The sequence below is a fragment of the Sediminibacterium sp. genome, assembly GCF_030695065.1.
Classification (GTDB): Bacteria; Bacteroidota; Bacteroidia; order Chitinophagales; family Chitinophagaceae; genus Sediminibacterium.
In genome coordinates this window covers 67293-92281 of the sequence record NZ_JAUYTR010000005.1, presented here as the reverse complement: position 1 = coordinate 92281, position 24989 = coordinate 67293, and the positions used below count along the sequence as shown (strand labels likewise).

General features: G+C 36.7%; 21 protein-coding genes. 15 read left to right on the top strand and 6 right to left on the bottom strand.

All coding sequences use genetic code 11. The annotated features are described in order from the left end of the window. Window positions 1–3 precede the first annotated feature (3 nt). Entirely contained in the window at window positions 4–3390 is a 3387-nt protein-coding gene (locus Q8S25_RS00410) for an FG-GAP-like repeat-containing protein (protein WP_305533762.1), read from the top strand. A gap of 14 nt (window positions 3391–3404) precedes the next feature. Here the strand turns inward: Q8S25_RS00410 and Q8S25_RS00405 are convergent, their stop codons facing one another. Next, window positions 3405–4331 (bottom strand): hypothetical protein, encoded by a 927-nt coding sequence (locus Q8S25_RS00405; protein WP_305533760.1) that lies wholly within the window; start codon window positions 4329–4331, stop codon window positions 3405–3407. Window positions 4332–4413: 82 nt separating this feature from the next. On the opposite strand from Q8S25_RS00405, the gene Q8S25_RS00400 reads away from it, so the two are divergent. The 5 genes from Q8S25_RS00400 to Q8S25_RS00380 are packed head-to-tail and all read left to right on the top strand — an operon-like array spanning window position 4414 to window position 11076. Further along, entirely contained in the window at window positions 4414–4968 is a 555-nt protein-coding gene (locus Q8S25_RS00400; protein ID WP_305533758.1) for a hypothetical protein, read from the top strand. A 47-nt stretch (window positions 4969–5015) separates the two neighbouring features. Beyond that, window positions 5016–6344, top strand: coding sequence for a vanadium-dependent haloperoxidase (locus tag Q8S25_RS00395; RefSeq protein ID WP_305533756.1), 1329 nt, complete (start codon window positions 5016–5018; stop codon window positions 6342–6344). A 34-nt stretch (window positions 6345–6378) separates the two neighbouring features. Next, window positions 6379–7341 carry a hypothetical protein gene (locus Q8S25_RS00390; protein WP_305533754.1) on the top strand — a complete coding sequence of 321 codons (963 nt, stop codon included), beginning with the start codon at window positions 6379–6381 and terminating at the stop codon, window positions 7339–7341. Further along, the gene (locus Q8S25_RS00385) at window positions 7328–8872 is read left to right on the top strand and encodes a phosphatase PAP2 family protein (RefSeq protein WP_305533752.1); all 1545 of its coding nucleotides are present in this window, start codon (window positions 7328–7330) and stop codon (window positions 8870–8872) included. The genes Q8S25_RS00390 and Q8S25_RS00385 overlap by 14 nt, the downstream gene beginning before the upstream one ends. 23 nt (window positions 8873–8895) lie before the next feature. Continuing rightward, window positions 8896–11076: a TonB-dependent receptor domain-containing protein gene (locus Q8S25_RS00380; protein WP_305533750.1), complete on the top strand. Its 2181-nt coding sequence runs from the start codon at window positions 8896–8898 to the stop codon at window positions 11074–11076. A 5-nt stretch (window positions 11077–11081) separates the two neighbouring features. Here the strand turns inward: Q8S25_RS00380 and Q8S25_RS00375 are convergent, their stop codons facing one another. From Q8S25_RS00375 to Q8S25_RS00365, 3 genes are all read right to left on the bottom strand, one after another. After that, window positions 11082–13025 carry an amylosucrase gene (locus Q8S25_RS00375; protein ID WP_305533748.1) on the bottom strand — a complete coding sequence of 648 codons (1944 nt, stop codon included), beginning with the start codon at window positions 13023–13025 and terminating at the stop codon, window positions 11082–11084. A 12-nt stretch (window positions 13026–13037) separates the two neighbouring features. After that, the gene (locus Q8S25_RS00370) at window positions 13038–13988 is read right to left on the bottom strand and encodes a carbohydrate kinase (protein WP_305533746.1); all 951 of its coding nucleotides are present in this window, start codon (window positions 13986–13988) and stop codon (window positions 13038–13040) included. Between the two features lie 63 nt (window positions 13989–14051). Then, complete coding sequence (locus Q8S25_RS00365; RefSeq protein ID WP_305533744.1) at window positions 14052–15386, bottom strand: MFS transporter; 1335 nt, start codon at window positions 15384–15386, stop codon at window positions 14052–14054. Window positions 15387–15426: 40 nt separating this feature from the next. Between Q8S25_RS00365 and Q8S25_RS00360 the strand changes: the two genes are divergently transcribed. Continuing rightward, window positions 15427–15906: a YcxB family protein gene (locus tag Q8S25_RS00360; RefSeq protein WP_305533742.1), complete on the top strand. Its 480-nt coding sequence runs from the start codon at window positions 15427–15429 to the stop codon at window positions 15904–15906. A gap of 27 nt (window positions 15907–15933) precedes the next feature. On the opposite strand, the gene Q8S25_RS00355 is transcribed toward Q8S25_RS00360, so the two are convergent. Continuing rightward, window positions 15934–16362: a GNAT family N-acetyltransferase gene (locus Q8S25_RS00355; protein WP_305533740.1), complete on the bottom strand. Its 429-nt coding sequence runs from the start codon at window positions 16360–16362 to the stop codon at window positions 15934–15936. Window positions 16363–16419: 57 nt separating this feature from the next. Between Q8S25_RS00355 and Q8S25_RS00350 the strand changes: the two genes are divergently transcribed. From Q8S25_RS00350 to rnc, 3 genes are all read left to right on the top strand, one after another. Continuing rightward, window positions 16420–16656 carry an acyl carrier protein gene (locus tag Q8S25_RS00350; protein ID WP_026751146.1) on the top strand — a complete coding sequence of 79 codons (237 nt, stop codon included), beginning with the start codon at window positions 16420–16422 and terminating at the stop codon, window positions 16654–16656. Window positions 16657–16743: 87 nt separating this feature from the next. Continuing rightward, complete coding sequence (fabF, locus tag Q8S25_RS00345) at window positions 16744–17997, top strand: beta-ketoacyl-ACP synthase II (RefSeq protein WP_305533737.1); 1254 nt, start codon at window positions 16744–16746, stop codon at window positions 17995–17997. Between the two features lie 4 nt (window positions 17998–18001). After that, entirely contained in the window at window positions 18002–18709 is a 708-nt protein-coding gene (gene rnc, locus Q8S25_RS00340) for a ribonuclease III (RefSeq protein ID WP_305533735.1), read from the top strand. Between the two features lie 106 nt (window positions 18710–18815). Here the strand turns inward: rnc and mce are convergent, their stop codons facing one another. Further along, entirely contained in the window at window positions 18816–19217 is a 402-nt protein-coding gene (mce, locus tag Q8S25_RS00335) for a methylmalonyl-CoA epimerase (protein ID WP_305533733.1), read from the bottom strand. Between the two features lie 125 nt (window positions 19218–19342). Here mce and Q8S25_RS00330 point away from each other — a divergent pair, with 125 nt between their 5' ends. The 5 genes from Q8S25_RS00330 (at window position 19343) to Q8S25_RS00310 (ending at window position 24989) form a co-directional block, all read left to right on the top strand. Next, a complete protein-coding gene (locus tag Q8S25_RS00330) occupies window positions 19343–20557 on the top strand; it encodes an IscS subfamily cysteine desulfurase (protein ID WP_371131569.1) in 1215 nt (404 codons plus the stop codon). A 56-nt stretch (window positions 20558–20613) separates the two neighbouring features. Continuing rightward, the gene (gene iscU, locus Q8S25_RS00325) at window positions 20614–21030 is read left to right on the top strand and encodes a Fe-S cluster assembly scaffold IscU (protein WP_305533729.1); all 417 of its coding nucleotides are present in this window, start codon (window positions 20614–20616) and stop codon (window positions 21028–21030) included. An 18-nt stretch (window positions 21031–21048) separates the two neighbouring features. After that, window positions 21049–21405 carry an iron-sulfur cluster assembly accessory protein gene (locus tag Q8S25_RS00320; protein WP_305533727.1) on the top strand — a complete coding sequence of 119 codons (357 nt, stop codon included), beginning with the start codon at window positions 21049–21051 and terminating at the stop codon, window positions 21403–21405. Window positions 21406–21533: 128 nt separating this feature from the next. Continuing rightward, window positions 21534–23966 (top strand): gliding motility-associated ABC transporter substrate-binding protein GldG, encoded by a 2433-nt coding sequence (gene gldG, locus Q8S25_RS00315; protein ID WP_305533725.1) that lies wholly within the window; start codon window positions 21534–21536, stop codon window positions 23964–23966. Window positions 23967–23981: 15 nt separating this feature from the next. After that, window positions 23982–24989: a TerC/Alx family metal homeostasis membrane protein gene (locus tag Q8S25_RS00310; RefSeq protein ID WP_305533723.1), complete on the top strand. Its 1008-nt coding sequence runs from the start codon at window positions 23982–23984 to the stop codon at window positions 24987–24989.

Below are 24989 nucleotides of genomic sequence, written 5' to 3'. Positions count from 1 at the left end.
AACATGAGGAAATTAGGCTTGATATCATTATTGGTTGGTTGTTTGTCTTTGGGTTTTACTGCATGTAAAAATCAAAAAAATGAAAGTGTATTTACACCGATTGAATCTACCAAAACGGGATTGAATTTTACCAATACACTCACCCCAACACCCGCATTCAATCTGTTCTCCTATATGTATTACTACAATGGAGCAGGAGTTGGCGCAGGTGATTTTAATAATGATGGAAAAATAGATTTGTTTTTTGCAGCCAATCAACAACCCAATCGACTCTTTCTGAATAAAGGGGAAATGCAATTTGAAGATATAACCAAGGCTGCAGAAATCCCCTCGGATATTGCATGGAGCACCGGCGTATCGGTGGTAGATATTAATAATGATGGGTTATTAGACATTTATATATGCCGTGTTGGCAACTACAAAGTATTGAAGGGTAAAAATCAATTATTGGTATGCACTTCTATAGATGAAAAAGGGATTCCTCATTACCAAGACCAAGCGGCACAATATGGGTTGGACTTTTCAGGATTCAGTACCCAGGCAGCTTTTCTAGATTACGATGGAGATGGAGACCTCGATTTATTTTTACTGAATCACTCAGTAAATCACGATGGCAATTACGCGCCGAGAAAAAACTTTGAAAACACATTTGATTCCTTGGCAGGACAAAAGTTTTATAGAAACGACACCCAACTAAATAAAAATGGAATAACCACCGGGAAGTTTACTGATATCACTACCACGGTAGGTATTAATGGATCTAAAATTGGATATGGATTAGGTGTTGCTGTATCAGACATTAATTTAGATGGATGGCCAGATATTTATGTAGGGAACGATTTTCATGAAAACGATTATTTATACATCAATAACCAAAAAGGTCAGTTTGAAGAAAAGGGAAGATCCCAAATAATGCATACCAGCCAATTTACCATGGGGGTAGATATTGCAGATGCCAATAATGATGGATTTCCAGACATTGTTTCAATGGATATGCTACCCTATGAATCATATATGCTCCGAAGGTCTTTATCGGAAGATGAGTATAATATTTTTCAAAACAAATTGGCATTTGGGTATTCCCATCAATATGCTAGAAACAATTTGCAATACAATCGAGGGAACGGGCGCTTTAGTGAGGTAGGACAATATGCAGGTATTCATGCAACCGATTGGAGCTGGGCATCATTATGGATGGATTTTAACAATGATGGTAATAAAGATCTATTTGTATCGAATGGTATACCAAAGCGAATGAATGATATTGATTATATCAATTTTGTTTCAGGAGAAGCTTTGCAAGAAAAATTAAAAAACAATAGTTTAGAAAGCAAAGACCTTACCTTAATTAATCAGTTCCCTGAAATAAAAATTCCCAATCAATTTTTCTTGAATAAAGGGTCGTTGAATTTTAATAATATTAGCGATAGTATCAGCAACAACCCCAATAGCTTTTCTAATGGTGCAGTTTATGCCGATCTAGACAATGATGGTGATTTGGATATTGTGGTCAATAATATTAATGATCCAGTGTTGGTTTATCAAAACAATACCAATAAAGACACTACTTCTAATAATTATGCAAAAATTGTTCTAGAAGGAGCAATGCAGAATCGGTTTGCTGTTGGAGCAAAGTTGTTGGTATATGCAAAAGACCAAGTGTATTCATATGAACAGTTTCCAGTTCATGGATTTTTGTCTAGTATGCAAACGCCTTTAATGGTGGGGCTCAATCAAATTAAACCAGATTCGGTTTTACTAATTTGGCCCGATTTAAGTTTTCAGCGAATTCAATTGCAAGCAGGTAAAACACAAAAAATTTCTTATCAGTTGGGTTTGCCTAAATATAATTTCAATATTAACGCGAGTAGTCAACAACAATTTGCCCCTACTTATTTTGAAGATATTACTGCAGCAACCCAGTTAAACTATTTGCATCAAGAAAATCCCTTTAATGAATTTGATCGCGAGCCATTAATTCCCCATATGAATTCGGCAGAAGGTCCAGCATTGGCAATAGCAGATATAAATGGGGATGGATTAGAAGATGTATTTGTTGGGGCTTCAAAAACATTTCACAATGCCATTTATCTGCAACAGGCAAACGGGAAATTTAAGCCAATTCCACAGCCTTCAATGTTGCAAGATTCTATGTGGGAAAATATCGATGCTATTTGGGCCGATGTAAATAAAGATGGGGCAGTTGATTTAATAATAGCTACAGGTGGCAATGAGTATTATGGAGAAGATGCACATTTATTGCCACTTTTGTATTTAAATGACGGCAAAGGAAATTTAACTAGAAAGTTAGATGCATTTTCAGCCATATATAGCACCCAAAGTAAAATAGTAGCCGATGATATTAATGGAGATGGGCATATTGATTTATTTATAGCAGGCAGCGTAGAGCCATGGAAATATGGTGTTTCACCTAGGAGTTATTTGTTACAGAATGATGGAACTGGAAAGTTTAAAGACGTAACCAGCAGCTATTCAAAAGAGTTGTTGAACCCGGGCATGGTTACTGATGCTCAATTTGTAGACATCAATAGAGATGGAAAAAAGGATTTATTATTGTGTAGTGCGTGGGGAACCATTGATGCCTTTATCAAAAAAGGAAATAACTACAATAAGCAAACCATATTGAATCAAACAGGGTGGTGGCAATCACTTACTTTGACCGATCTAAATGAAGACGGTAACCTAGACATCATAGCAGGAAACTTTGGTTTGAATAGCCGATTAAAAGCAAGTGAGTCTGCGCCTGTAACCATGTATGTAAATGATTTCGATAATAATGGAAGAGCAGAGCAAGTAATTACTTATTATTTGAATGGGAAAGAAATGCCTTTTGCAAGCAAAATTCAATTAGAAAAATCATTGCCAGTATTAAAGAAAAAATTCCTTTATGCAGAAGATTTTGCAAAAGCTTCATTAGATCAATTATTTGATACAGAAAAATTGAACAAATCCCTTCATCTAAAAGCAACACAATTTGCCAATATTATTTTAATGAATAGAGGCAAAGGAAAATTTGAGCCAATTGAAATGCCGAGCAATGCACAGTTGAGTAATTATAGGGCAGTCATCCCTTTTAAAAGTCAAGTACAAGGTCAATCTTATGCACAAAAACAAAATCGGTCCCCCCAAATAAATAGTTATTTGCTCTTAGGAAATTTCGGTTACAACAATATTGAGATAGGCAGACAAGATGCAGATTTTGGAACTGTGTTAGAATGGAATCAACAAGGGAACCCAACGGCTTCAACATTAAAAAATATACAGGTAAATGGGGAAGTCAGAAAAGCTGCTCCCATAAAAATAGACAATACCAATTGCTGGATTCTAGCTAAAAACAATGGTGCTTTGCAAGTGCTTAAACTCAAATGATTCGCTAATTCAAATTATTGAAATACTGGATAATTAATAGTTGTTCTCCATTTTGTGCTGTCTCTTAAGGTTCTTCTATTCGTAATTAATCTTTCAAATGAAATAGCCGGACTTGTTTTTCGATGGTCTTGAACATAATTTTTTACGGCTTCATTGCATTTTTCAATAACTGTTTTATCTCCGGTTACTTCACAAACCACAATATTACCCAGCATCATATTCTTGAGCATGAATTTACCATTAGAAGGAATATCTCTTTCTGTAGCCACAGCAACCATTAACGTGTAGTTAGTGGAATCTTCTTTAAAAACATTCATGATAGGGAAGTTCACAATCTTTACTTCAACACCATCTATAAACTCGTTCACTTCATCAATTAGCGCATAAATTTCATCAGTAGTAGGTTTGTGGTCATATGTTTGCTTTGTAGATACATATGAAGAATTAGGTACTTTTTGCATTCCAATAGGGTACCCGTAAACTTTTAATACATCGGAAAAGTAATCCTGAATTTGGTAAAGCAATCTTTTGCTATCATCTTCTGCAGCATTTAATGAAAGAAATTGTTTAAATCGTAAAATAGGGTTGTAGGATAGCTTCATTACGGTATTTAAAGTAAAATCTGTTCGGGCATTTTTACCAGCAATGAAAGAAAAGTCGAGGCTTATGTCCATATCCTTATTAATCATACTAGCCTTAAAACCATTCATTAATACTTTATGTATGGTTATCGGAGCTTCGTAATAGAGATAGGTGGAATCATTCTTTTTAGTTCCAGGGAACCATTTTGACCATTCTTGGGGGTTGGTCATTACCCGAGTTACTGCATCAACGGGCATAGTTACCGAAACAGTTTCCGTAGTAGCTTTTTCATTGGGTAATAGATAAGATATAATTGTAAAAAACAAAACTGGAACCAGTATATACAATCCTTTTTTCATTCGGCTAATTAAATAATTATCAAAGGTGATGTTACAAAAATAAATTATTTCAAATGTAAAAATTTAAAGTATTTTTAGGGAGTTGAAAAGGACTTTTACCATATTATCCCTCTGTTTGCTGCTATTTAGTTGGGGCGGGTACAATTTATTATTGAATTATTTAGAAAACAAGTCAGATCAAGACTTTCAATCTAGCTTATTTCAAGATCAGTACGACGAAGCCAATTTAATTCATATTAAAATAGCTGCAAGCACCCCATATGGCTCCAATTCTGAGGAATATGAAAGCACTACAGGGGATGTAGATATTAATGGCGTTACTTATCATTTTGTTAAACGCCGTTTTTTCAAAGATTCTTTAGAATTGCTATGTGTACCCAATATTGATAAAATTAGCATTCGCAATGCTAGAGACCAGTTCTTAAACTTAGCAGCTAATTTTAACAGCAATACCAATAGCGAGCAATCAACCAATCAGCATGCAATAGTTAAGTTTTCTTTGTCAGACTTTACAGGTGACCATTGCTTTACCTGGCAGTTTCGTAATGGAGACATTCCTAAAGCCTTTCAATTGACTAACCCAATGCTTGCTTTAGCTGATTATACCTCATTCTTAGAGCGTCCGCCACAAGCCTAATGCTGGCATATTAAGCATTCATTTTATTTACTTTTTAATTTCTAATTATGTTAAAGCGCTTGGCGGTGCTTGGCTTATTTATTATAGCCTTGATATCTTGCAACAACAATACTGAGTATAAAGCTTTTTTACACGATCCTATCTTATTTAGCAAAACCGTACATGAATTAAATACGGTGGTTATGGGAAATAATTTTCCACCCATGGTTGCATCGCGAAATTATGCCTATGCAGCAATTGCAGCTTATGAAGTCATGGCTGCAAGTAATGCAAAACAATACCAATCTTTAGGGGGCCAATTAAATGGGTTAACCGAATTAAAACTACCTGCTTCAACAGAAGATACCGATTGGAAATTGGCAGCATTATTGGCGTATACCAAAGTGGGTGAATCCGTTACTTTTCCGGAAGGGAGTATGCAAGTTTATACGGACAGTATTATGGAATTAGCAAGAAAGAAAGGCCTTCCAACTAATGTAGAGAAAGCTTCAAAAGAATTGGCAGATAGTGTAAGTGCTGCTATTATTAGATGGAGTAAAAAAGACAATTATTTAGAAACTAGAGGAGCAGAAAAATACACAGTTACCAATGAACCAGGAAGATGGGTTCCAACCCCACCCATGTATGCATCAGCTGCAGAACCGCATTGGATGGAAATTAGAACCATGGTAATAGACAGTGCAAGTATTTATGATCCTATTCCGCCACCAAGCTTTAATGTTAAAGACAAAAACAGTAAATATTATCAAGAAGTAATAGCCATCAAGAATGCAATTGATAGTTTAACCCCCGAGCAAAAACATATTGCAGAATTCTGGGACGATAATCCGTTCAAGATGAATGTTACTGGGCATGTTATGTTTGGAAGTAAAAAGTTTTCTCCTCCTGGTCATTGGATGAGCGTAGTGGGCATTGCTGCAAAGCAAGCAAAGAGCGACTATGCAGAAACGGTTTACGCAACTACAAAAACAGCTATCGCATTATTTGATGCTTTTATTCAATGCTGGTATGTTAAGTACAAATACAATACAGTACGTCCGGAAACAGTCATTAACCAATACATTGATATAAACTGGAGACCCTATTTGCAAACACCTGCATTTCCAGAATACACTTGTGGACATTCAACCATTTCTTCTGCAGCAGCAGAAGCATTAACCAGTGTATATGGAGATAATTTTGCTTATACAGATTCAACAGAACTAGAATTTGGTATTGCCAATAGAAGTTTCAAATCTTTCCGGCACGCTGCTGACGAAAACAATTGGGCCAGATTTTACGGTGGTTTACATTTTCACAATTCCTGTATCATTAGTACCGATATAGGTCAAAAAGTAGGCAAGCATATTGCTGCCAAACTTAAAATGAAAAAGTAGTCATCATTTATTTATTTCTTAACAGAAATCATTTATGAAAAATATATTTGGGCTTGCCCTTAAAGGGATAGCCATGTCAACTGCTTTTGCAGCAATGACCATCAATAGCTATGCGCAAACGGATATGGATGCGTTGATGATGTCAAAAAATAATTTCTGTACTGGGTTAATGTTGGGGAACAGTTCTTGGAAAAATTACTGGGAAGGGACATTAAAACGGGACAATCTAAATTTAGGAACTGTAAGTTCTAATATGATTGGTATCATGGGGAATTACGGAATCAAGGATAATTTAAATCTACTTTTTTCTGTTCCCTATATTAGCAATACCGCTTCATCAGGAACTTTAATAGGAAGAAAGGGTATACAAGATCTTACACTAACGTTAAAGTGGATGCCAATTGAAACTTCAATTGGTAAAGCAGATTTTGCCCTTTATGCATTAGGGTCTTATTCAACTCCATTAACCAATTATGTAAAAGATTATCTACCATTATCTATCGGATTGGGATCGAACACAGTCATGGGTCGTATAATGGCCGATTATCAATTAGGTAATTTTTTCACCACAGTATCAGCAGCTTTGTTTTCTCGAAGTAATGTTATCATTGATCGAAATGCTTATTATACTACACGTATGCATTATACCAATCAAGTAGAAATGCCCACTGTGAGCAATTTCAATGTTAGAGCTGGATACAGAAGTGGAAAGGGTTATGCAGAAGCCATTGTAGACGTTATGCAAACCAATGGGGGCTTTGATATTTCTAGAAACAATATGCCTTTTTTGAGTAATCAAATGAATGCATCAAGAGTAGGTTTTGGATTCAAATACAATTTTGGAAAAGTGGAAGGATTGTCAGCTGTAGGCAATGCCATGTATACCATTGCAGGGCGCAATATGGGGCAAGCAACATCCATTTCAGCAGGTGTATTTTATATTTTAGATTTTTCAAAATCTTCAAACAATCAAAATGAATCTAATGAAAGCAAATAAGATTATTATATTAAGTATCTATATTTTCCCTCTGCTATTTGGTTGTCAACAAACCATTGAAGAAAAAAATAGATTGTACGAACCACTTAATCCAAGCAATATAGACGCTAATGCAGGAGATTGGAAGCCAGTGGTTTTAGCTGCAGCAAATGAATTCCCAATGTCAGCACCAACAGCAACCAATATTGGGGTTTACAATAGAGAGTTAACAGAGATAAAGGGATTTCAAGCAACACTAACTGCAGAACAAAGGGCTAGTATTGAATATTGGAGTGCTGGAGGTGTTTTAAGGTGGAATGAGATTATGCGTGAGTTAGTTGCAAAAAGAAATTTGGCACCAGCTTCAAGTCCTGATGGCACTTATCCAACTCCTTCTGTAGCTAATCCATTTGGCTATCCGCAATTCCCGTTTGCTAATCCACCTTATGCTGCAAGAGCATATGCATACGTTAGTGTGGCACAATATGATGCCTTAGTAGCAGCGTATTATTATAAGCGATTGTATAATAGAGCAGCACCACATACAGTAGATGCCAATATTAAGCCATTAGTACCAGCCACAAATTTGCCTTCTTACCCAAGTGAAGATGCTGTAATAGCTGCAGTAAGTGTTGAGATGTTGAAATTATTATTTCCAGCAGACATTGCTTATATACAGCAGAAAGCAGATGAACATATGCTTTCTCGAATTATGGCAGGAATGAATACAAGATCTGATATTGAAGCTGGCATACAATTAGCTAGACAAGTAGCCGCTAAAGTGATTGCAAGAGCGGCTGGGGATAATATGTCTAAGGCAATTGGTACACCAGCACAGTGGGCAGATTTAGAAACTCAAACAGCATCTACCGGCGAAACCCCTTGGGTAAGTTTAGATATTCCTAAAAGGCCTCCAATGCTTCCCTTTTTTGGTAGAGTTAAACCATTTTTATTTGATTCTCTTACCACTATTGCAATTAGACCTGGTCCACCTCCATCAACTAAATCAACCAAACTATTTACAGAATTAGAAGAAGTGAAAAGGTACACGAAAAATGCAACAAGAAAGGAAATTGCCATTGTTCATGATTGGGCGGATGGAGTAGGAACTTATACCCCTCCTGGGCATTGGAATGCAATAGCAGCAGACGATTTTGTAAAACAGCGATTTAGTGAAGTAAGATGGGCAAGAAATTTTGCCCTATTAAATATGGCAGAAATGGATGCTGCAATTACATGTTGGGACACTAAGTATTATTATTATAACCCAAGACCTACCCAAATGGACCCATCGCTTAAAACAAATACTGGGATTCCCAATTTTCCTGCATACATATCAGGACATTCAACTTTTAGTGGCGCAGCCGCAACTATATTAGGTCATATTATACCATCAAAGGCTGAAATGTACAAGTCAATGGCAAAAGAAGCATCTGAATCTAGAATCTATGGGTCTATTCATTATAGATCAGATTGCGAAATTGGATTAATTCAAGGAGCTAAAGTTGGAGGTTTTGCAATATTACGTGCACAAAATGATGGAGCAAATTAATTGGACATAAAGTAAACTTTTCAATGAAAACAAATTTCCTCCTCTTTATACTGCTAACTAATGCTGTTTATGCAAACGCCCATTTTTTTGCAGATACAATTATTGCACAAAAATTGGATAGCGTTACAGTTCATGGGATCATTTACAAAAAGTATGATTTGCCTGAAATGAATAATTTATTCATTAGTACAGGAAAAAAAACAGACTTGATTCATCTTGGTGTTTTGAATGCAGATTTTTCATCTAAAATTGGCCGTCAGGTATTTGCAAAAGTACCTGGCGTTTTTGTTTACGACATGGATGGTGCAGGAAACCAATTTAATATAGCATCTAGGGGATTAGATCCGCATAGAGGTTGGGAATTCAATAACCGTAAGGATGGAATCATGACAAATTCAGATTTGTATGGATATCCAGCTAGTCATTATAGTATGCCATTAGAAAGTATTGAACAAATTGAATTAATAAAAGGTACTGGCTCAATTCAATATGGGGCTCAATTTGGTGGAATGATTAATTATGTCAGTAAAAAAGCAGATAGTTCTAAGCCTTTTACATTTGAGTCAATTCAAACTGTAGGTTCTTATGGTTTAGTGAGTTCATACCATGCAATTTCTGGTACAATTAAGAAATTCAAGTATTATGCATATACCTATTTTAAAATGCGAAACGGTTACAGAGAAATTGAACAGACCAAGTCAAATGCTCAAAAGGTTTCACTCAGTTACCAATTTAATTCAAAATTTTCAATTGAGTTTGAATGGTCTAGGTCTGCTTATACTTATAAAATTCCTGGGGCATTGAATGACCAAATGTTTAGAGAAAATCCGCAACAAGCAACAAGAAACAGGAATTATTTTAATCCAGATATTCACCTGCCATTTGTTAAGATTCAATGGATTAGGAATGCAAATACAAAATTACAATTAACTAGTTCTGCAGTATTGGGAACAAGAAACAGTGTAATGTTTGATAAGCCCATGCAAATTAAAGATACCATCAACCATTCAACGGGTCAGTATAATTATAGGCAAGTAGATATAGATCAATTTAATAGTTACACCACCGAATTAAGATTATTTCATCAATTTCGATTACATAACCAACTCCATTCAATTGCAGCCGGTATTCAATACATCAATAACGATTTACATAGAACACAATTGGGGAAAGGAACAACAGGTGAAAATTTTGACCTTAGTTTGGTAGACCCTTTATGGGGGAGAGACTTGCATTTTAAAACAGTAAATTATGCTTTGTTCACCGAACAACAATGGCAGTTGAACAAACAATTAACTGTTACAACAGGTATTAGATTAGAAACGGGCAAAACAAATATGTTTGGAACAATTCAGTATTATCCAAGCACCCAAATACCAGTCGTGATAGCTAGACAATTTCCTTTGTTTGCTGCAGGGTTTCAATATAAAATTGGTAAACCAATAATCGTATATGGCGGAATTGCTCAATCTTACAGACCAATGATTTTTAAAGACTTAATTCCAGGATCTGTTTACGAGACAGTTGATCCTGCAATTCAAGATGCCAATGGATATAATGCTGAATTTGGTATGAAGGGGAATTGGAAATTTTTTAAATGGGATATCACTGCATTTGTTTTAAGGATAAATAATCGTTTTGGCATATTAGCAATAACAGATGGAATGAATAATTTAATGACCTATAGAACCAATATTGGTAATTCTATAAGTAAGGGGCTAGAACTATTTGTTCAAGCAGATTGGCCAATTAATCAATCAACCGTGTTGTCGGTGTTTACTTCAACATCTTTGATGGATGCCAGGTACAAAAATGCATTTGTTAAGGTTGGCGGCACTAATAAATCTGTACATAATAATAAGGTTGAATCGGCCCCAGATTTGACTAGCAGAAATGGGGTATCAATACAAAGTGGTAAGTTGAATATTTCTTTTCAATACAGTTATGTTTCAGCCACATTTGCAGATGCACTCAATACAATTGTTTCGCCGTTTAATTCAGGTGCAGTTGGAATAGTGCCATCATATGGCATTGTTGATTTAAGTGCAAGCTTTCAAATTAATCGTTTTATATCTCTAAAATTTAATGGAAACAATATTACCAATCAGTCCTACTTTACCAAACGACCGCTGTTTTATCCAGGACCTGGTATTTGGCCCTCCGATGGTCGTAATTTCTCTAGTACTATTTCATTTACTTTATAATTCATCTAGTTAATCTCAAACACAGCAAACTGGTAGGGTTCCATTATGAGGTATTCATGATCGGACCCTACCTTTTGTTTTTTACCCGACCAATGATCTACTAATTCAGTAGGAGCTAAACCATGTTCTTTAAACAAGAACCAAGTGATGTAAGCAGCTTTGTGATTGAAATTAAACAAGCAGTATAATTTTTTATTCTCATTCGCTCTAATAAATCCTGCTACATGAATATTGTGCGGACTTAACCAAGTAAGATTCTTATTGTCGGTAAATACATCCAAGGATTTTCTCAGTTGAATCAATTTTTGTGTAGCACTAAAAATGCGATGCTCAATACTATCTTTTTGTTTAGCCAATGCATTCTTTTCCCAATTTATAATGGGACGATGCATCCAACGATTGTCATAACTTTTTCCTGCATCATTTAAATAACTATAATCATTGGTATAGCCCACTTCGTCGCCATAAAACAACATAGGGATTCCTCCTAAAAACATCGATTGCGCTTGCATCAAAATAATTTTGGCAATGGCTGTATCTATAGCGGCAGCATCTACTGAAAGCGCTTTCTCTAGTCCACAAAGGGAAGCTAAACTTCCACTAATACGCGCATCCTGTGTTTTAGGATTCACCGAAAACAATGCTCCTGTAGCAGGCGAGTTATGGAAAGAACCCGAATAATATTCTTTTAAAAATTTGCGATGTTCATACGCATTAAATCCAGCAGCAGCAATCATAGAATCATCATATCCTAAACCGATATCGTCATGACAACGAGTATAAGTAATCCAAGTTGTTCCAAAAGGTTTTTGTAATAATTCGTGCTGTGCAGCAAGCATAACACGGGTATCTCCAGTGGCCAATGCATCCCATTGTAAAGCCATTTGAGTGGCGTTGTAAGCCACATCACACTCTTTTGCAGTAAATGCATCGGTGCCAAAATATTTCATGATCTCTTTAGGTGCAACAATTGCTTCACCCAATAAAGCCATGCCAGGTGTAGCAATATGTACACACTGTTTAATTAAGCGCAACAGCGTATGTGCTTGTGGTAAGTTTTGGCAAGTAGTACCCAATTGCTTCCAAATAAAAGCAGGGGCGTCTATGCGTAAAATATCAACCCCCAAATTGGCATAGAAAAAAATATTTGAAAGCATGGCGTTGAAAACAGCGGGATTGGTATAATTTAAATCCCATTGGTATTGGTGAAATACCGTCATGGCCCATTTGTTGCATTCGGGTACATAAGTGAAACTACCAGGAGAAGATTCTGGAAAAATTTCTGGCATGGTGGCATCAAATTGATCAGGAATTTCTCGGCTATCATACATATAGTAATAGTCTTGAAATTTTTTATCCCCTGCTTTTGCTTTAAGGGCCCATTCATGATGATGAGAAGTATGATTCAACACAATATCAATCATCAGGTACATGCCAGCGGCCTGCATTTTTTCTTGCAATATTTTAAACTCGTTCAGGGTGCCAAAACGGGTATCAATTTTTCTAAAATCGGATACTGCATAACCACCATCACTTTCTCCTTCAGGGCTTTCGAACAAGGGCATCAAGTGTAAAAAATTCACCCCTAATTCTTGTAAATAGGGAAGCTGATTAGGCATATTTTTTAAGCTGCCTGCAAATCGATCCACATACAAGCTCATGCCGGCAATTTGATTACTAGTAAACCAAGCTGCTTGTTGCTCTTTTAATTGATCTTTTTTTCTAAATACCGGTTTACGCTGTTTATACGATTCAATAATTAAAACCAAGAGTGCATCAAAATGTTGGGTTGCATTTTTTTGATTACCATAAATTGCGTTGAATAAATCTTGTAAAGTATTGGCATTGGCAATGAATCTTATATAGAATGGATGGTCTACTCCAGCAATATCTAATAACTGTTCGTTGCAATTTTTTTTAATCTTTTGATGAAGCAAATATTGATACACGTATAAAATAGTTTACTGAAAAATTTGATTATTTAAATATTTGAAAGCTTCCATGGCACCCATGTATTCACAAGTTCTGGCACCAGCTTTATTTGCGTTCAAAATTATTTTATTCCATTCATTTAGTGAAAGCGATTGTATAGCTGTTTGATCTAAATGGCTTAATTGATACAATACTGCTCCTACAAATGCATCTCCTGCACCCGTTGTGTCAACTGGTTTTACTGGAATAGATTCAATAATGTATTGTTGGCCATTCAATCCCAATAAAGTGCCGTCTTTTCCAAGGGTTATAGTGAATACACCCGAAGTTTCTTTTAATAAAACAGTGGTGGCGTCTGCTAATGTTGATGTATGGGTGAGCAACATGGCTTCCTCATCACTTACTTTAAAGAAATTACAATTGCGTAAAAAATGCCAGCTTTGGCTAATAAAAGAGTCGATATTGTTAGGGAATAATAGATGTCTATAGTTGGGATCAAAACTGATATAAATTTTATGGTGCAGCGCTTTTTGCAACAAGTGTAAATAAGCAGCTTGTAATGGTCCAGGTAAAAAACCAGTGGCCGAACCAAAATGAATAATCCCTACATTATTTAAATTGATGGCGTCTACATCGTCAATAGATAATTGCCCATCGGCCCCTCGATTAAAAACAAAATCTCTCTCACCATCGTGCATTAAAGAAACAAAAGCAAATGTGGTAAAATGATTCGGGTCTTCTAACATCGCATGCGTACCTACACCAAAGGATTCCATGGTTTGAATGAGTTGTTTACCAAATGGGTCTTTACCCACTTTGGCAGCCAATTCTACTTCGCCACCTAATGCAGCAATGGCAGCAGCTACATTGGTAGGAGCACCACCTGTCTTTTTTAAAAAATCGGAACCCTCCGATAAAGACATCCCCTTGTTAGTACAAATCATATCAATTAGTGCTTCGCCTATGCATAGAATTTTCATTAATGTAATTTTCGTTTTTATAAATGGGTAAATAGCTTCAGTTGAATACTATTTGGTTAAATTTTAATGTCCACCTACCGATACAGCTTGAATTTCTTCTTCTGGTTTTACGTCTTTAATTAAAAGTGTTGCGGCACAAGCCAATAGCAATAAGACTCCCGCAAAAGAAATGGCTTTACCCGAATCATTTCCTAAAAAATTATTTAATACCCAGCCAAAAGTAGTGGTCTGTAATATCATTGGTATTACAATCATCATATTAATGATGCCCATATAAACTCCATATTTTTCTTTGGGAATATCGTTCACTACCATCAAATAAGGAATGCCCATCATGCTTGCCCAAGCAATTCCAAATCCTGCCATGGGAACAAAGAGCAGGTACTTATTTTCAATTTGGGGAAATGCCAACAACGCTATACCTGCCATAAGCAAACAAATAATATGTACTTTTTTAGGAGAGAATTTTTTGGCCATCCAAACCAATCCAAATGCAGATAAAAAAGTAACCACATTGTACCAACCATTTACCAAACCAGCCCAGCCCACTGCTTCTTCATACAATGTTTTATTTTCAGAAGGGCTGGTTTTCCAAACAGATTGTGCAATGCTTTTAGAAGCATTCTGCCAATAACAAAACAAAGCATACCACTGAAATAAATATACCAACGCTAGCTTCCACATCACAACAGGCATATGCACAATGGCTTCTCCTATTTCTATAAAGGGTTGCAAAATTCCTTTTTTCTGCGCCCGTAAAACAGCTAATTCCTCAGGGGTAGGAGGTATCTCTGGTGTTTTTGTAATACTCCACATAACCGAACTAATAGAGCAAATGGATCCTAAAAAGAAAGAACCAAAAACCCAATATGGAATGGCACCATGCTGACCAGGAATATATTTTTGAAAAAAGAATAAAGAAATATTTGCAAGGGTAATTCCTAATCCGGTAAAAAAGCTTTGGGTTAAAAAACCGGTTGCCAATTGAGGCGCCGGTAATTTATCGGCAATGAAAGCACGATAAGGTTCCATTGCGGTATTATTGGCAGCATCTAAAACCCATAATAATCCAGCAGCCATCCATAGTGAAGTACTAAACGGATACAAGAATAAACAAAGGCTACAAAACAATGCACCAATAAAAAAATAGGGTTTTCTTCTGCCAAAGCGAGGATGCCAAGTGCGGTCGCTCAATACCCCAATAATGGGTTGTATGAGTAACCCAGTCATTGGTCCAGCTAAATTAAGCAAAGGAATTTCGTCGGGCTTGGCACCTAAAAAATCATAAATTGGATTCACGGCACTTTGTTGTAAACCAAAGCTGTATTGAATTCCAAAGAAACCCACGTTCATGTTGATGATTTGCATGAAGCTGAGTCGGGGCTTGCTCAATTGCATAGTTGAATAGTTAGTCTTTAAAAATAGCTAATTTTGCGCCATGCAACACGCTTTTACCTACGACAAGAAAAAAGTAATTCAAGGGCTTCGATACCATTTTGTGCAAAGGCCTGAAGTGAAGGTATTAGTAGTATTGGTAAATGTATTTGCCATAGTAGCAGCCATTTTATTTTACAGTAAAAAAATTAGGCCCGAACCTTTTTTATTGGGCTCCTTTATTTGGGTAATGATGATGGCGAGTTTTTGGTATATACTGCCTAATTCTATTTATAAAAAAGCGATTGATACTTTTAAGGATCAGTTTACTATTGCATTTAAAGACAATGGTGTTACGCTAGAAAACGAAAGAGGGTATAAGCATTGGAACTGGAATGAATTTTCACACTATTTTGAGAGCCCACATTTTTTCCATTTGTATTTTAGTGCAAAATCTTTTTTCATGGTGCCAAAGGATGGAATGGGCCAAGAATTTCGGCACGAGTTACGAGCAGCTTTAAAGAAAGGGATCAACACCAAATAAGCGGCGGCTATAATCTACCCAAACAATTTACAGTTCTTTGCCCATGACCACGTGCGGAATAGTTAATTCTATGAAAGCTTCACTTTCTACTCCATAGCCCAATTTGTCAAAAAAATGGATCGAGTCTTGACGTGCGTGCATGATGATTTTTTGGTAGCGATTGTCTCTGGCTAAATTTTCTGCAAACTGAACCATTGCTCTCCCAATCCCCTTACCCTGTAATCCAGACAGAACAGCCAATTGCCTAAGCCGAACAGTATGGGAATCTATTTTCACCAGCATACTGCAAGCTTCCATAATTCCATCATCAGTATAAGCTAATAGAATATTATTTTTTTCATTGGCCAATTCCTCAGCAGTAAAATGAAGCCCCAATGGTTTACGCAACAATTGGTGCCTCAATGCTACCATTTGTTCGTATTCCCCAGAACCGTGTTGAATCATTTTTAAAGCCATATTACTAATATAACCATAAAATGTATATTTTTGCCGCAGTAAACAAAAACTTTAACAATGTCAGACATCGCAACAAGAGTAAAGAAAATCATCGTAGACAAGTTGGGCGTAGACGAAGCAGAAGTAACAAACGAAGCTTCATTTACCAATGATCTAGGTGCAGATTCTTTGGATACCGTTGAATTAATTATGGAATTCGAAAAAGAATTTAACATCTCTATCCCTGATGAGCAGGCTGAAACCATTACCACTGTTGGTCAGGCAGTTGCTTATTTAGAAGAGCACGCTAAGTAAGAATATCTATTTAGTAAGGAATAATTTTAATCCGTCTTTTGAGGTTTTACCACAGAAGGCGGATTATAACATAAACAGGTTTGTTGTATGCAATTAAAGCGCGTAGTTGTTACTGGCATAGGTACCATCACTCCAATTGGTAATAATCTTGAAGATTATTGGCAAGGATTACTCAATGGTGTACCTGGAGCAGCTCCCATTACTTTATTTGATGCAAGTAAATTTAAAACCCGTTTTGCCTGTGAAGTAAAAGGCTTTGATCCTACCAGTTTTATGGAAAAGAAGGAAGCCAGAAAGCTAGACCGCTTTGCTCAACTAGCACTATATGCAAGTGATATGGCCGTTGTAGACGCCCAAATTAACAAAGAAAATATAGATGCAGATAGAGTGGGAGTCATATTTGCCAGCGGAATTGGTGGATTAAGAACTTTTCAGGAAGAGGTACAGAATTTTGCAACTGGAGACGGTACACCAAGATTCAATCCCTTCTTTATTCCTAAAATGATTTTGGATATTGCGGCCGGACAAATTTCGATGCGTCATGGATTCCGCGGTCCAAATTTTGCGGTAGTAAGTGCCTGTGCATCTAGCACCAATGGCATTATTGCAGCAGTTGATACCATTAGACTGGGCAAGGCCGATATCATTATTAGTGGTGGATCAGAAGCCGTTATTAGTGAAGCAGGCGTAGGAGGTTTCAATGCCATGAAAGCCATGAGCGAAAGAAACGATGATCCCGCAACTGCAAGCCGACCATACGACAAAGACAGAGATGGATTTGTAATGGGAGAAGCCGCAGGTTGTTTGGTATTAGAAGAATATGAACATGCCATCAAAAGAGGCGCAAAAATTTACTGTGAAATTGCAGGTGGCGGTGCAACTGCCGATGCTTATCACCTAACTGCACCACATCCAGACGGATTGGGCGCAAGAAATGTAATGATTGCAGCCCTTAAAGATGCAGGTATGCAGCCTGATGAAATAGATTATATTAATACACATGGAACTTCCACCCCATTAGGAGATGGGGCAGAAGCCAAAGCCATTACAGAAGTGTTTGGTAGCCATGCTTATAATTTAAATATCAGTGCCACCAAATCTATGACAGGCCATTGCTTGGGAGCAGCGGGTGTTATAGAAGCCATCGCATGCATCCAGAGTGTGATCTACGATATTATCCCCCCTACTATCAATCACTTTACAGACGATCCTGAACTGGATCCAAAATTAAATTTCACATTCAATAAAGCGCAACAAAGAACCGTGCGTGCTGCATTGAGTAACACATTTGGTTTTGGCGGACACAACGCATGCGTTATCGTGAAAAAATACGTAGCATAATAAAGTGCAATTTTTAATAAAGTTATTTAAGCCAAAAGCGGCAACTGATTTTGAAGTTCAGTTGAGCAATATGTTGGGTATAGAACCCGGCAACTTGCAACTCTATCGCAGTGCATTAAGTCATCGTTCTGTTAAAGAAACACCCGATGAAAACAATGAGCGGTTAGAGTTTTTGGGGGATGCAGTCTTGAGCACAGTAGTAGCAGACTACTTATTTAAATTATACCCCTATAAAGGCGAAGGATTTTTGACAGAGATGCGATCTAAGATGGTGAATAGACAGCAGCTGAATGATATTGCCTTAAAAATGGGATTGCGAAAATTAACTTTCTACAACAAGTTCGACAACGCATTAAAAGCCAGTCAAATTTTTGGCAATACGCTAGAAGCCTTAATAGGAGCGGTTTATTTAGATAAGGGATATGCCAAAACGCAAAACTGGATTTTGAAACAAATTGTGATACCACATTTGTTTATGGAAGACCTAGAGTTGATTGATATTAATTTGAAAAACAAATTAATTGGCTGGGCCAATAAAAATGGAAAGACCATCACCTTTGATATGGCCGAAGAAAAATTAGAAGGCAATCGCCGGGTATTTACCATGAATGCGGTATTAGATGGAGAAGTATTTGCACAAGGAAAAGCGGGTAACAAAAAAGACGCCAGTCAAATTGCCGCACAGGTTGCCATAGAAAAATTAGGACTTTGATGCAAAACGAAAAAGAACAATTCAATTTTCAGGTTAAGAAAAAACTCAGTTTATTTTTAGGGATCTTTTTGGTTGGGGTATTAGTAATCGCTTATTTCAGTTGTAATTAATTAATCTCTTGGCAAAGTTCAATCAGCACTCCGTTGGTTCCCTTTGGATGTAAAAAACAAACCAATTTATTGTCGGCTCCTTTTTTAGGGGTCTCGTTTAAAAGGGTAAAACCTTCCGATACCAAACGGCTCATTTCGGCCTGAATATCGGTAACATCAAAAGCAATATGGTGCATGCCTTCCCCTTTTTTATCAATGTATTTTGCAATCACCCCTTCAGGGTCGGTAGAAGCAACCAATTCAATTTTAGATTCCCCCGTTTTAAAAAAGGCAGTCATCACTTTTTCAGAAGCCACTTCTTCGGTTTTATAACAAGTACTATTCAATAATTTTTCGAAAAGGGGGATGCTGGAGGCAAGGTCTTTTACTGCAATTCCTATATGTTCAATTTTATTCATTACAATTAATTTATATATTTTCTTACGAATTGAGGAAAAACAACCGTTGTGTATCAAAGGTCCCAAAATTATAGAACCTATTGTTATACTTTTGTGTTAATAGAAAAAACAAGCAATCATTTATGTTGAAGTTACCTGTTTACTTAGATAATAATGCAACTACACCCATGGATCCAAGGGTTTTAGAAGCAATGATCCCTTATTTTACCGAGCATTTTGGTAATGCAGCTAGTCGTAACCACCCTTTTGGATGGGAGGCAGAAGAAGCTGTAGATTATGCCCGTGAGCAAGTTGCCAAATTAATAGGTGCAGATCCAAAGGAAATTATTTTTACCTCAGGTGCAACCGAAGGCGATAACCTTGCAATTAAAGGCGTATTTGAAATGTATGCAACCAAGGGCAACCATATTATTACTGTTACCACAGAACATAAAGCAGTTTTAGATACCTGTAAGCATTTAGAGCGTGCAGGTGCCGAAGTAACTTATTTAGAAGTGCAGGCCGATGGATTAATTGATTTAAAAGAATTAGAAGCTGCTATTAAGCCAACTACCATTTTGATTGCAATAATGTATGCCAACAATGAAATTGGGGTAATACAACCAGTAAAAGAAATCAGTGCCATTGCAAAAAAGCATGGAGTTCTGTTCTTTTCAGATGCAGTTCAAGCAGTTGGAAAAATACCAGTAGATGTAAACAAAGATGGTATTGATATTATGGCGTTTACTGCACACAAAATGTACGGTCCAAAAGGTATTGGTGCATTGTATGTACGTCGTAAAAATCCAAGAGTAAAAGTGACTGCCCAAATGGACGGAGGCGGACACGAGCGTGGAATGAGAAGTGGAACTTTGAATGTACCAGGTATTGTAGGATTTGGAAAAGCTTGCGAATTGGCTAGATTAGAAATGGCCGATGATGCAGCACGCTTAAGCAAATTGCGCGATAAGTTACAAGCTGCCTTAGTTCAATTAGAAGAAGCATATGTGAATGGTAACGAAGAACATCGTTTGCCACATGTGGCCAATATTTCATTTAAATATGTAGAGGGAGAAGGTTTGTTGATGGGCTTTAATAAAAATATTGCTTTATCATCTGGATCTGCATGTACTTCTGCATCACTAGAGCCAAGCTATGTATTAAAAGCATTAGGCTTAGGAGATGATTTAGCACATAGTTCATTGCGTTTTGGTTTAGGAAGATTTACCACCGAAGACCAAATTGACTATACCATTAAAGCAGTAAGCGAAACCGTATTGAAATTGAGAGACATGAGCCCATTATGGGAAATGTTTAAAGAAGGAGTAGATATGGATAAAATTGAGTGGGCACACCATTAATAGTGGCTTGGATCCACAAAAAAATATATTCACTAACATAAATAAATAAACATACCATGGCATATTCAGAAAAAGTAATTGATCACTATAGTAATCCAAAAAACGTTGGAACACTAGACAAGTCTAAAACCAATGTAGGTACTGGTTTAGTAGGTGCTCCTGAGTGTGGAGACGTAATGCGTTTGCAAATTGAAGTAGACGATACCACAGGGGTAATTACCGATGCTAAATTTAAAACATTTGGTTGTGGATCTGCTATTGCTTCATCATCATTGGCAACAGAATGGTTAAAGGGAAAAACCCTTGATCAAGCAGTAGCTATTGACAATATGGAGTTGGTAGAAGAGTTAAACTTACCTCCAGTAAAAATCCATTGCTCTGTATTGGCAGAAGACGCTATTAAAAGCGCCATCAACGATTACAGAAAAAAGAATGGTTTAGAGGAGTTGGTGTTCGAAGAAAGAATTCACTAATACCATCAATTAAAGTGTATGAGCGAAACAGCAACAGAAAATAGTATTTACGTAAGCGATAAAGCCAAGGCCAAAGTAAAACAGCTGATGGAAGAAGCAGGTGTTACTGGCAACGAAAGCTATTTCTTAAGAGTAGGTGTAGTAGGAGGAGGTTGTTCGGGGTTAAGCTATAAGTTAGACTTCGACAACGAAATCAAACCTATGGATCAAGTGTTTGAAGACAATGGAGTAAAAGTGGTAACCGATCTTAAAAGCTTTCTATACTTAGTAAATACAGAATTAGATTTTTCGGATGGTTTAAATGGGAAAGGATTTTATTTTAATAATCCCAATGCCAGCAGAAGTTGTGGGTGTGGTGAAAGCTTTGCGGTTTAGTTGGCAGAAAATCTGCCGCCGACACCAACTTTCCTTTTTCGTGAATAACTTTGTTAAATAAATTTAATTGCTATAGTAAAACCCCGATTCGTCGGGGTTTTTGCATATAAAAACTTTAGTTTTGAGGCATGTGGATGATCTGTAAAAAAGAGTGGCAACAATTTTTTGCTTCCCTAACCGGATACTTGGTGCTGGGCGTGTTTTTAGGACTTACAGGTCTGTTGTTTTTTGTTTTCCCCGATACCAGTTTGCTCAATTTTGGTTATGCCAGTTTGGCCCCATTTTTTCAGTTAATGCCTTGGTTACTTCTGTTTTTAATACCAGCAATTACTATGCGCAGTATCTCAGAAGAAATGCGAACAGGCACTTATGAAATATTGCAAACCCTACCACTAAGTTTAAGACAAATCATTTTAGGAAAATATTTGGGTGTGCTATTCATTGTATTGATTGCATTGGTGCCAACGATTGTGTATGCATTCTCTATGCAAGCACTCAGTATTACAGGCGGAATTGATTTAGGTGCTACCATTGGTAGTTATATTAGTTTGTTCTTGCTTGCGGGTGTATTTGCTGCTATTGGAATTTATGCAAGTAGTGTAACCAACAATACCATTGCAGCATTTGGATTGGGGGGCTTGCTTTCCTTTGCTTTGTTTGCCGTATTTACTGCTATTGCTAAGCTTTCACTTTTTAGTGGTGGCGCAGATTATTACATTGAATTAATGGGTATTCAACTGCATGCAGCTAATATTAGCAGAGGCGTTTTGGCGGCATCAGATATTATTTACTTTGTTGCTGTAATTGGTTTCTTTTTGTATATCACTCAACTACAATTAACCAAAGCGCCCAAAAAATCAACAAAGGCAATGGCTGCAATTGCCCTGTTGGTAAGCGTTACCGTGGTGGGGGCAATGATGAGCCAACGATTAGATTTAACCGAAGACAAAAGATTTACGCTTAGTAGTTCAACGGTAGATTTATTAGAAAAAATTGATTCAACCATAACGGTGGAAGTGTTTTTAACTGGAGAACTACCTACCGATTATAAAAAGTTAAGCATTGCCACCAACGATATATTGGCTTCATTTAATAACCATGCCAACAACCAGATCAGGGTAATATTTAGAAACCCAGGTGAGGGTTTGGCCAATGATACAGCTAAAGCTGTTTTGTACGACAGCTTACAAAAAATGGGGGTGGTATTTGAAGAAGCCACATCAGACCAATTCATCATTCCAAGCGCTTTGGTGTATTATCAAAAAAATCAACCACCTATTGCAGTAGACTTAAGAAGCAGTAGGAAAATCTATAAGCAATTTAATGTGCTTACCGAAGAACCGCAAGAAGATGTTGAAGCAACACGTAATGCAGCAGAAGCATTACTCGAGAATAAATTTGCTACCGCAATTGATAAATTGATTCGCAAAGAAGTACCTACTATTGCTTATGTAGTAGGGAATGGAGAGCCCACCGATTTAACCGTGAACGATTTAGGCGAAAGTTTGCGCAACGATTATAGATTGGGTATTTTCGATTTAAAACAAGCATACCCAGATGCGGCTATTATTAAAACAATGATAATAGTAAAACCCAAACAAAATTTTACTGAAGAAGACTTATTAAAGCTAGACCAGTATGTAATGAATGGTGGAAATATCATTTGGTTCATAGACAAATTACATGCAGAGTTAGATAGCTTAAAAAGAACCGAAGGGCAATATACCGCATTCGATAGGGGCTTGGGCTTAGATGAATTGTTGTTTAAATATGGGGTAAGAATTAATGGCGATTTATTGCAAGACCTCAACTGTTCTAAAATACCATTGGTGATAGGAAAAAATCCCGACGGGAGCATTCGAATGCAACGAGTGCCTTGGCCATATTATCCACTGTTATCGGCAAGAACACCGAATCCTATTTCGGCCAATTTAGATAGGGTATTACCCATTTTTCCATCGAGTATAGATACAGTAATGGCAAAAGGGATACAGAAAACCATTTTGTTGGCTTCTGATACCAATAGCAGAATATTGCCATCGCCGGCATTGGTTTCATTAAACAGTGTTCAAAGTCAAGAAGACTTATACAGCTTTAATAAAAGTTTTGTGCCAGTAGCGGTTTTATTAGAAGGTAAATTCAATTCACTATTTAGTAATCGATTACCTAAGGTAGTAATGGATTCTGTACAAGCTAATACCGGAAGACCTTATTTATCAAAAGCAGCAAAAGCGGGAAAGCAAATAGTGGTAGCCGATGGAGATATTGTTACCAACGAAGTAAGCAATACAACTGGCCCGTTGCCCATGGGGCTTATACAAATGGAGAATTATCGATTTGCCAATAAAGCTTTTTTTCTGAATAGTATAGATTATCTTTCGTCTGATAATTCATTGTTTCAGAGTAGAAATAAAACAGTCGTTTTAAGACTACTCAATAAGCAAAAGTTGCAGGAGCAAAAAACATTCTGGCAATTAATTAATGTATTGTTACCCGTAGCAATAGTATTATTGATTGGTTATTTATTTCAGTGGTGGCGTAAAAAGCGCTACAGCATTTAATATTGAACGATTATTATGAACGCACATCAAATTGTTTATTTAGTATTTGGAATCGTATTGTCTGTTGCATTGGTATTCGATTTAGGCTTGCTAAGTAAAAAAAATAAAAGCATCACCATTAAACAAGCATTAAACCAGACTATGTTTTGGGTAGGTTTGGCAATTGCTTTTTTCGTTTTTCTTTGGATAGAAGGCCCCGCTTTGGCTGCAGATAGTGGAGGGGCAGATATAAGTAGGCACCAATTGGCTTTTGAATTTTTAAGTGCCTATTTGATGGAGTGGAGTTTAAGTATCGATAATATTTTTGTGTTCATTTTAATTTTCAATTCGTTTGGAGTTAAAGAAATATATTATTCAAGAGTATTGCTATTAGGAATTTTAATGGCCATTATTTTCAGGGTAATATTTATTACGTTGGGAGTAGCGCTGGTTGCTAAGTTTTCATGGGTGCTCTATATTTTTGGCGGGTTCTTAATTTATACAGGCTATCATATGTTCAAGGCCAATGACGAAGAGCAGTTTGATCCACATAAATCAAAAATTTATAAATTTTTGAAATCCTTCTTGCCCTTGGTAAACCATGATGGTGGCGGAAAATACATGATTCGCGAAAACGGAAAGCCTGCTTATACTACTTTATTCGTAGTAGTTATTTTATTAGCAGCCATCGATTTGGTATTTGCACTAGACTCAATACCTGCGGTAATGGGTATTTCAAAAGATCCATTGATTATTTATACGTCTAATATTTTTGCGGTACTTGGTTTGCGCTCATTGTTCTTTTTGTTAAGAGGAGCGGTAACCAAATTTGATTACTTGCAACAAGGCATCGCTATTGTGTTGGTATTTATTGGCGTAAAAATGTTGGGAGAACATTATTTAAGTATGTGGATGAGTAAAACCAGTCAAGTGGCATTATCATTGGGCGTAATTGTTTTATGTATTTCTGGATCAATATTGTATTCTATTGTTTTAGAAAAACGTGGTACCCCCAAAGACGTGGTAGACGACTCTGTTAAATAA

Excerpts from the sequence above, each read along its gene's own strand:
- Q8S25_RS00365 (WP_305533744.1), bottom strand. The coding sequence starts at position 15,386 with ATGCAATTGAGCAAGCCCCGACTCAGCTTCATGCAAATCATCAACATG.
- Q8S25_RS00385 (WP_305533752.1), top strand. The coding sequence starts at position 7,328 with ATGAAAGCAAATAAGATTATTATATTAAGTATCTATATTTTCCCTCTG.
- fabF (WP_305533737.1), top strand. The coding sequence starts at position 16,744 with ATGCAATTAAAGCGCGTAGTTGTTACTGGCATAGGTACCATCACTCCA.
- Q8S25_RS00405 (WP_305533760.1), bottom strand. The coding sequence starts at position 4,331 with ATGAAAAAAGGATTGTATATACTGGTTCCAGTTTTGTTTTTTACAATT.
- gldG (WP_305533725.1), top strand. The coding sequence starts at position 21,534 with ATGTGGATGATCTGTAAAAAAGAGTGGCAACAATTTTTTGCTTCCCTA.
- Q8S25_RS00310 (WP_305533723.1), top strand. The coding sequence starts at position 23,982 with ATGAACGCACATCAAATTGTTTATTTAGTATTTGGAATCGTATTGTCT.
- Q8S25_RS00395 (WP_305533756.1), top strand. The coding sequence starts at position 5,016 with ATGTTAAAGCGCTTGGCGGTGCTTGGCTTATTTATTATAGCCTTGATA.
- Q8S25_RS00360 (WP_305533742.1), top strand. The coding sequence starts at position 15,427 with ATGCAACACGCTTTTACCTACGACAAGAAAAAAGTAATTCAAGGGCTT.
- Q8S25_RS00370 (WP_305533746.1), bottom strand. The coding sequence starts at position 13,988 with ATGAAAATTCTATGCATAGGCGAAGCACTAATTGATATGATTTGTACT.
- Q8S25_RS00320 (WP_305533727.1), top strand. The coding sequence starts at position 21,049 with ATGAGCGAAACAGCAACAGAAAATAGTATTTACGTAAGCGATAAAGCC.
- iscU (WP_305533729.1), top strand. The coding sequence starts at position 20,614 with ATGGCATATTCAGAAAAAGTAATTGATCACTATAGTAATCCAAAAAAC.
- Q8S25_RS00350 (WP_026751146.1), top strand. The coding sequence starts at position 16,420 with ATGTCAGACATCGCAACAAGAGTAAAGAAAATCATCGTAGACAAGTTG.
- Q8S25_RS00355 (WP_305533740.1), bottom strand. The coding sequence starts at position 16,362 with ATGGCTTTAAAAATGATTCAACACGGTTCTGGGGAATACGAACAAATG.
- mce (WP_305533733.1), bottom strand. The coding sequence starts at position 19,217 with ATGAATAAAATTGAACATATAGGAATTGCAGTAAAAGACCTTGCCTCC.
- Q8S25_RS00390 (WP_305533754.1), top strand. The coding sequence starts at position 6,379 with ATGAAAAATATATTTGGGCTTGCCCTTAAAGGGATAGCCATGTCAACT.
- Q8S25_RS00410 (WP_305533762.1), top strand. The coding sequence starts at position 4 with ATGAGGAAATTAGGCTTGATATCATTATTGGTTGGTTGTTTGTCTTTG.
- Q8S25_RS00380 (WP_305533750.1), top strand. The coding sequence starts at position 8,896 with ATGAAAACAAATTTCCTCCTCTTTATACTGCTAACTAATGCTGTTTAT.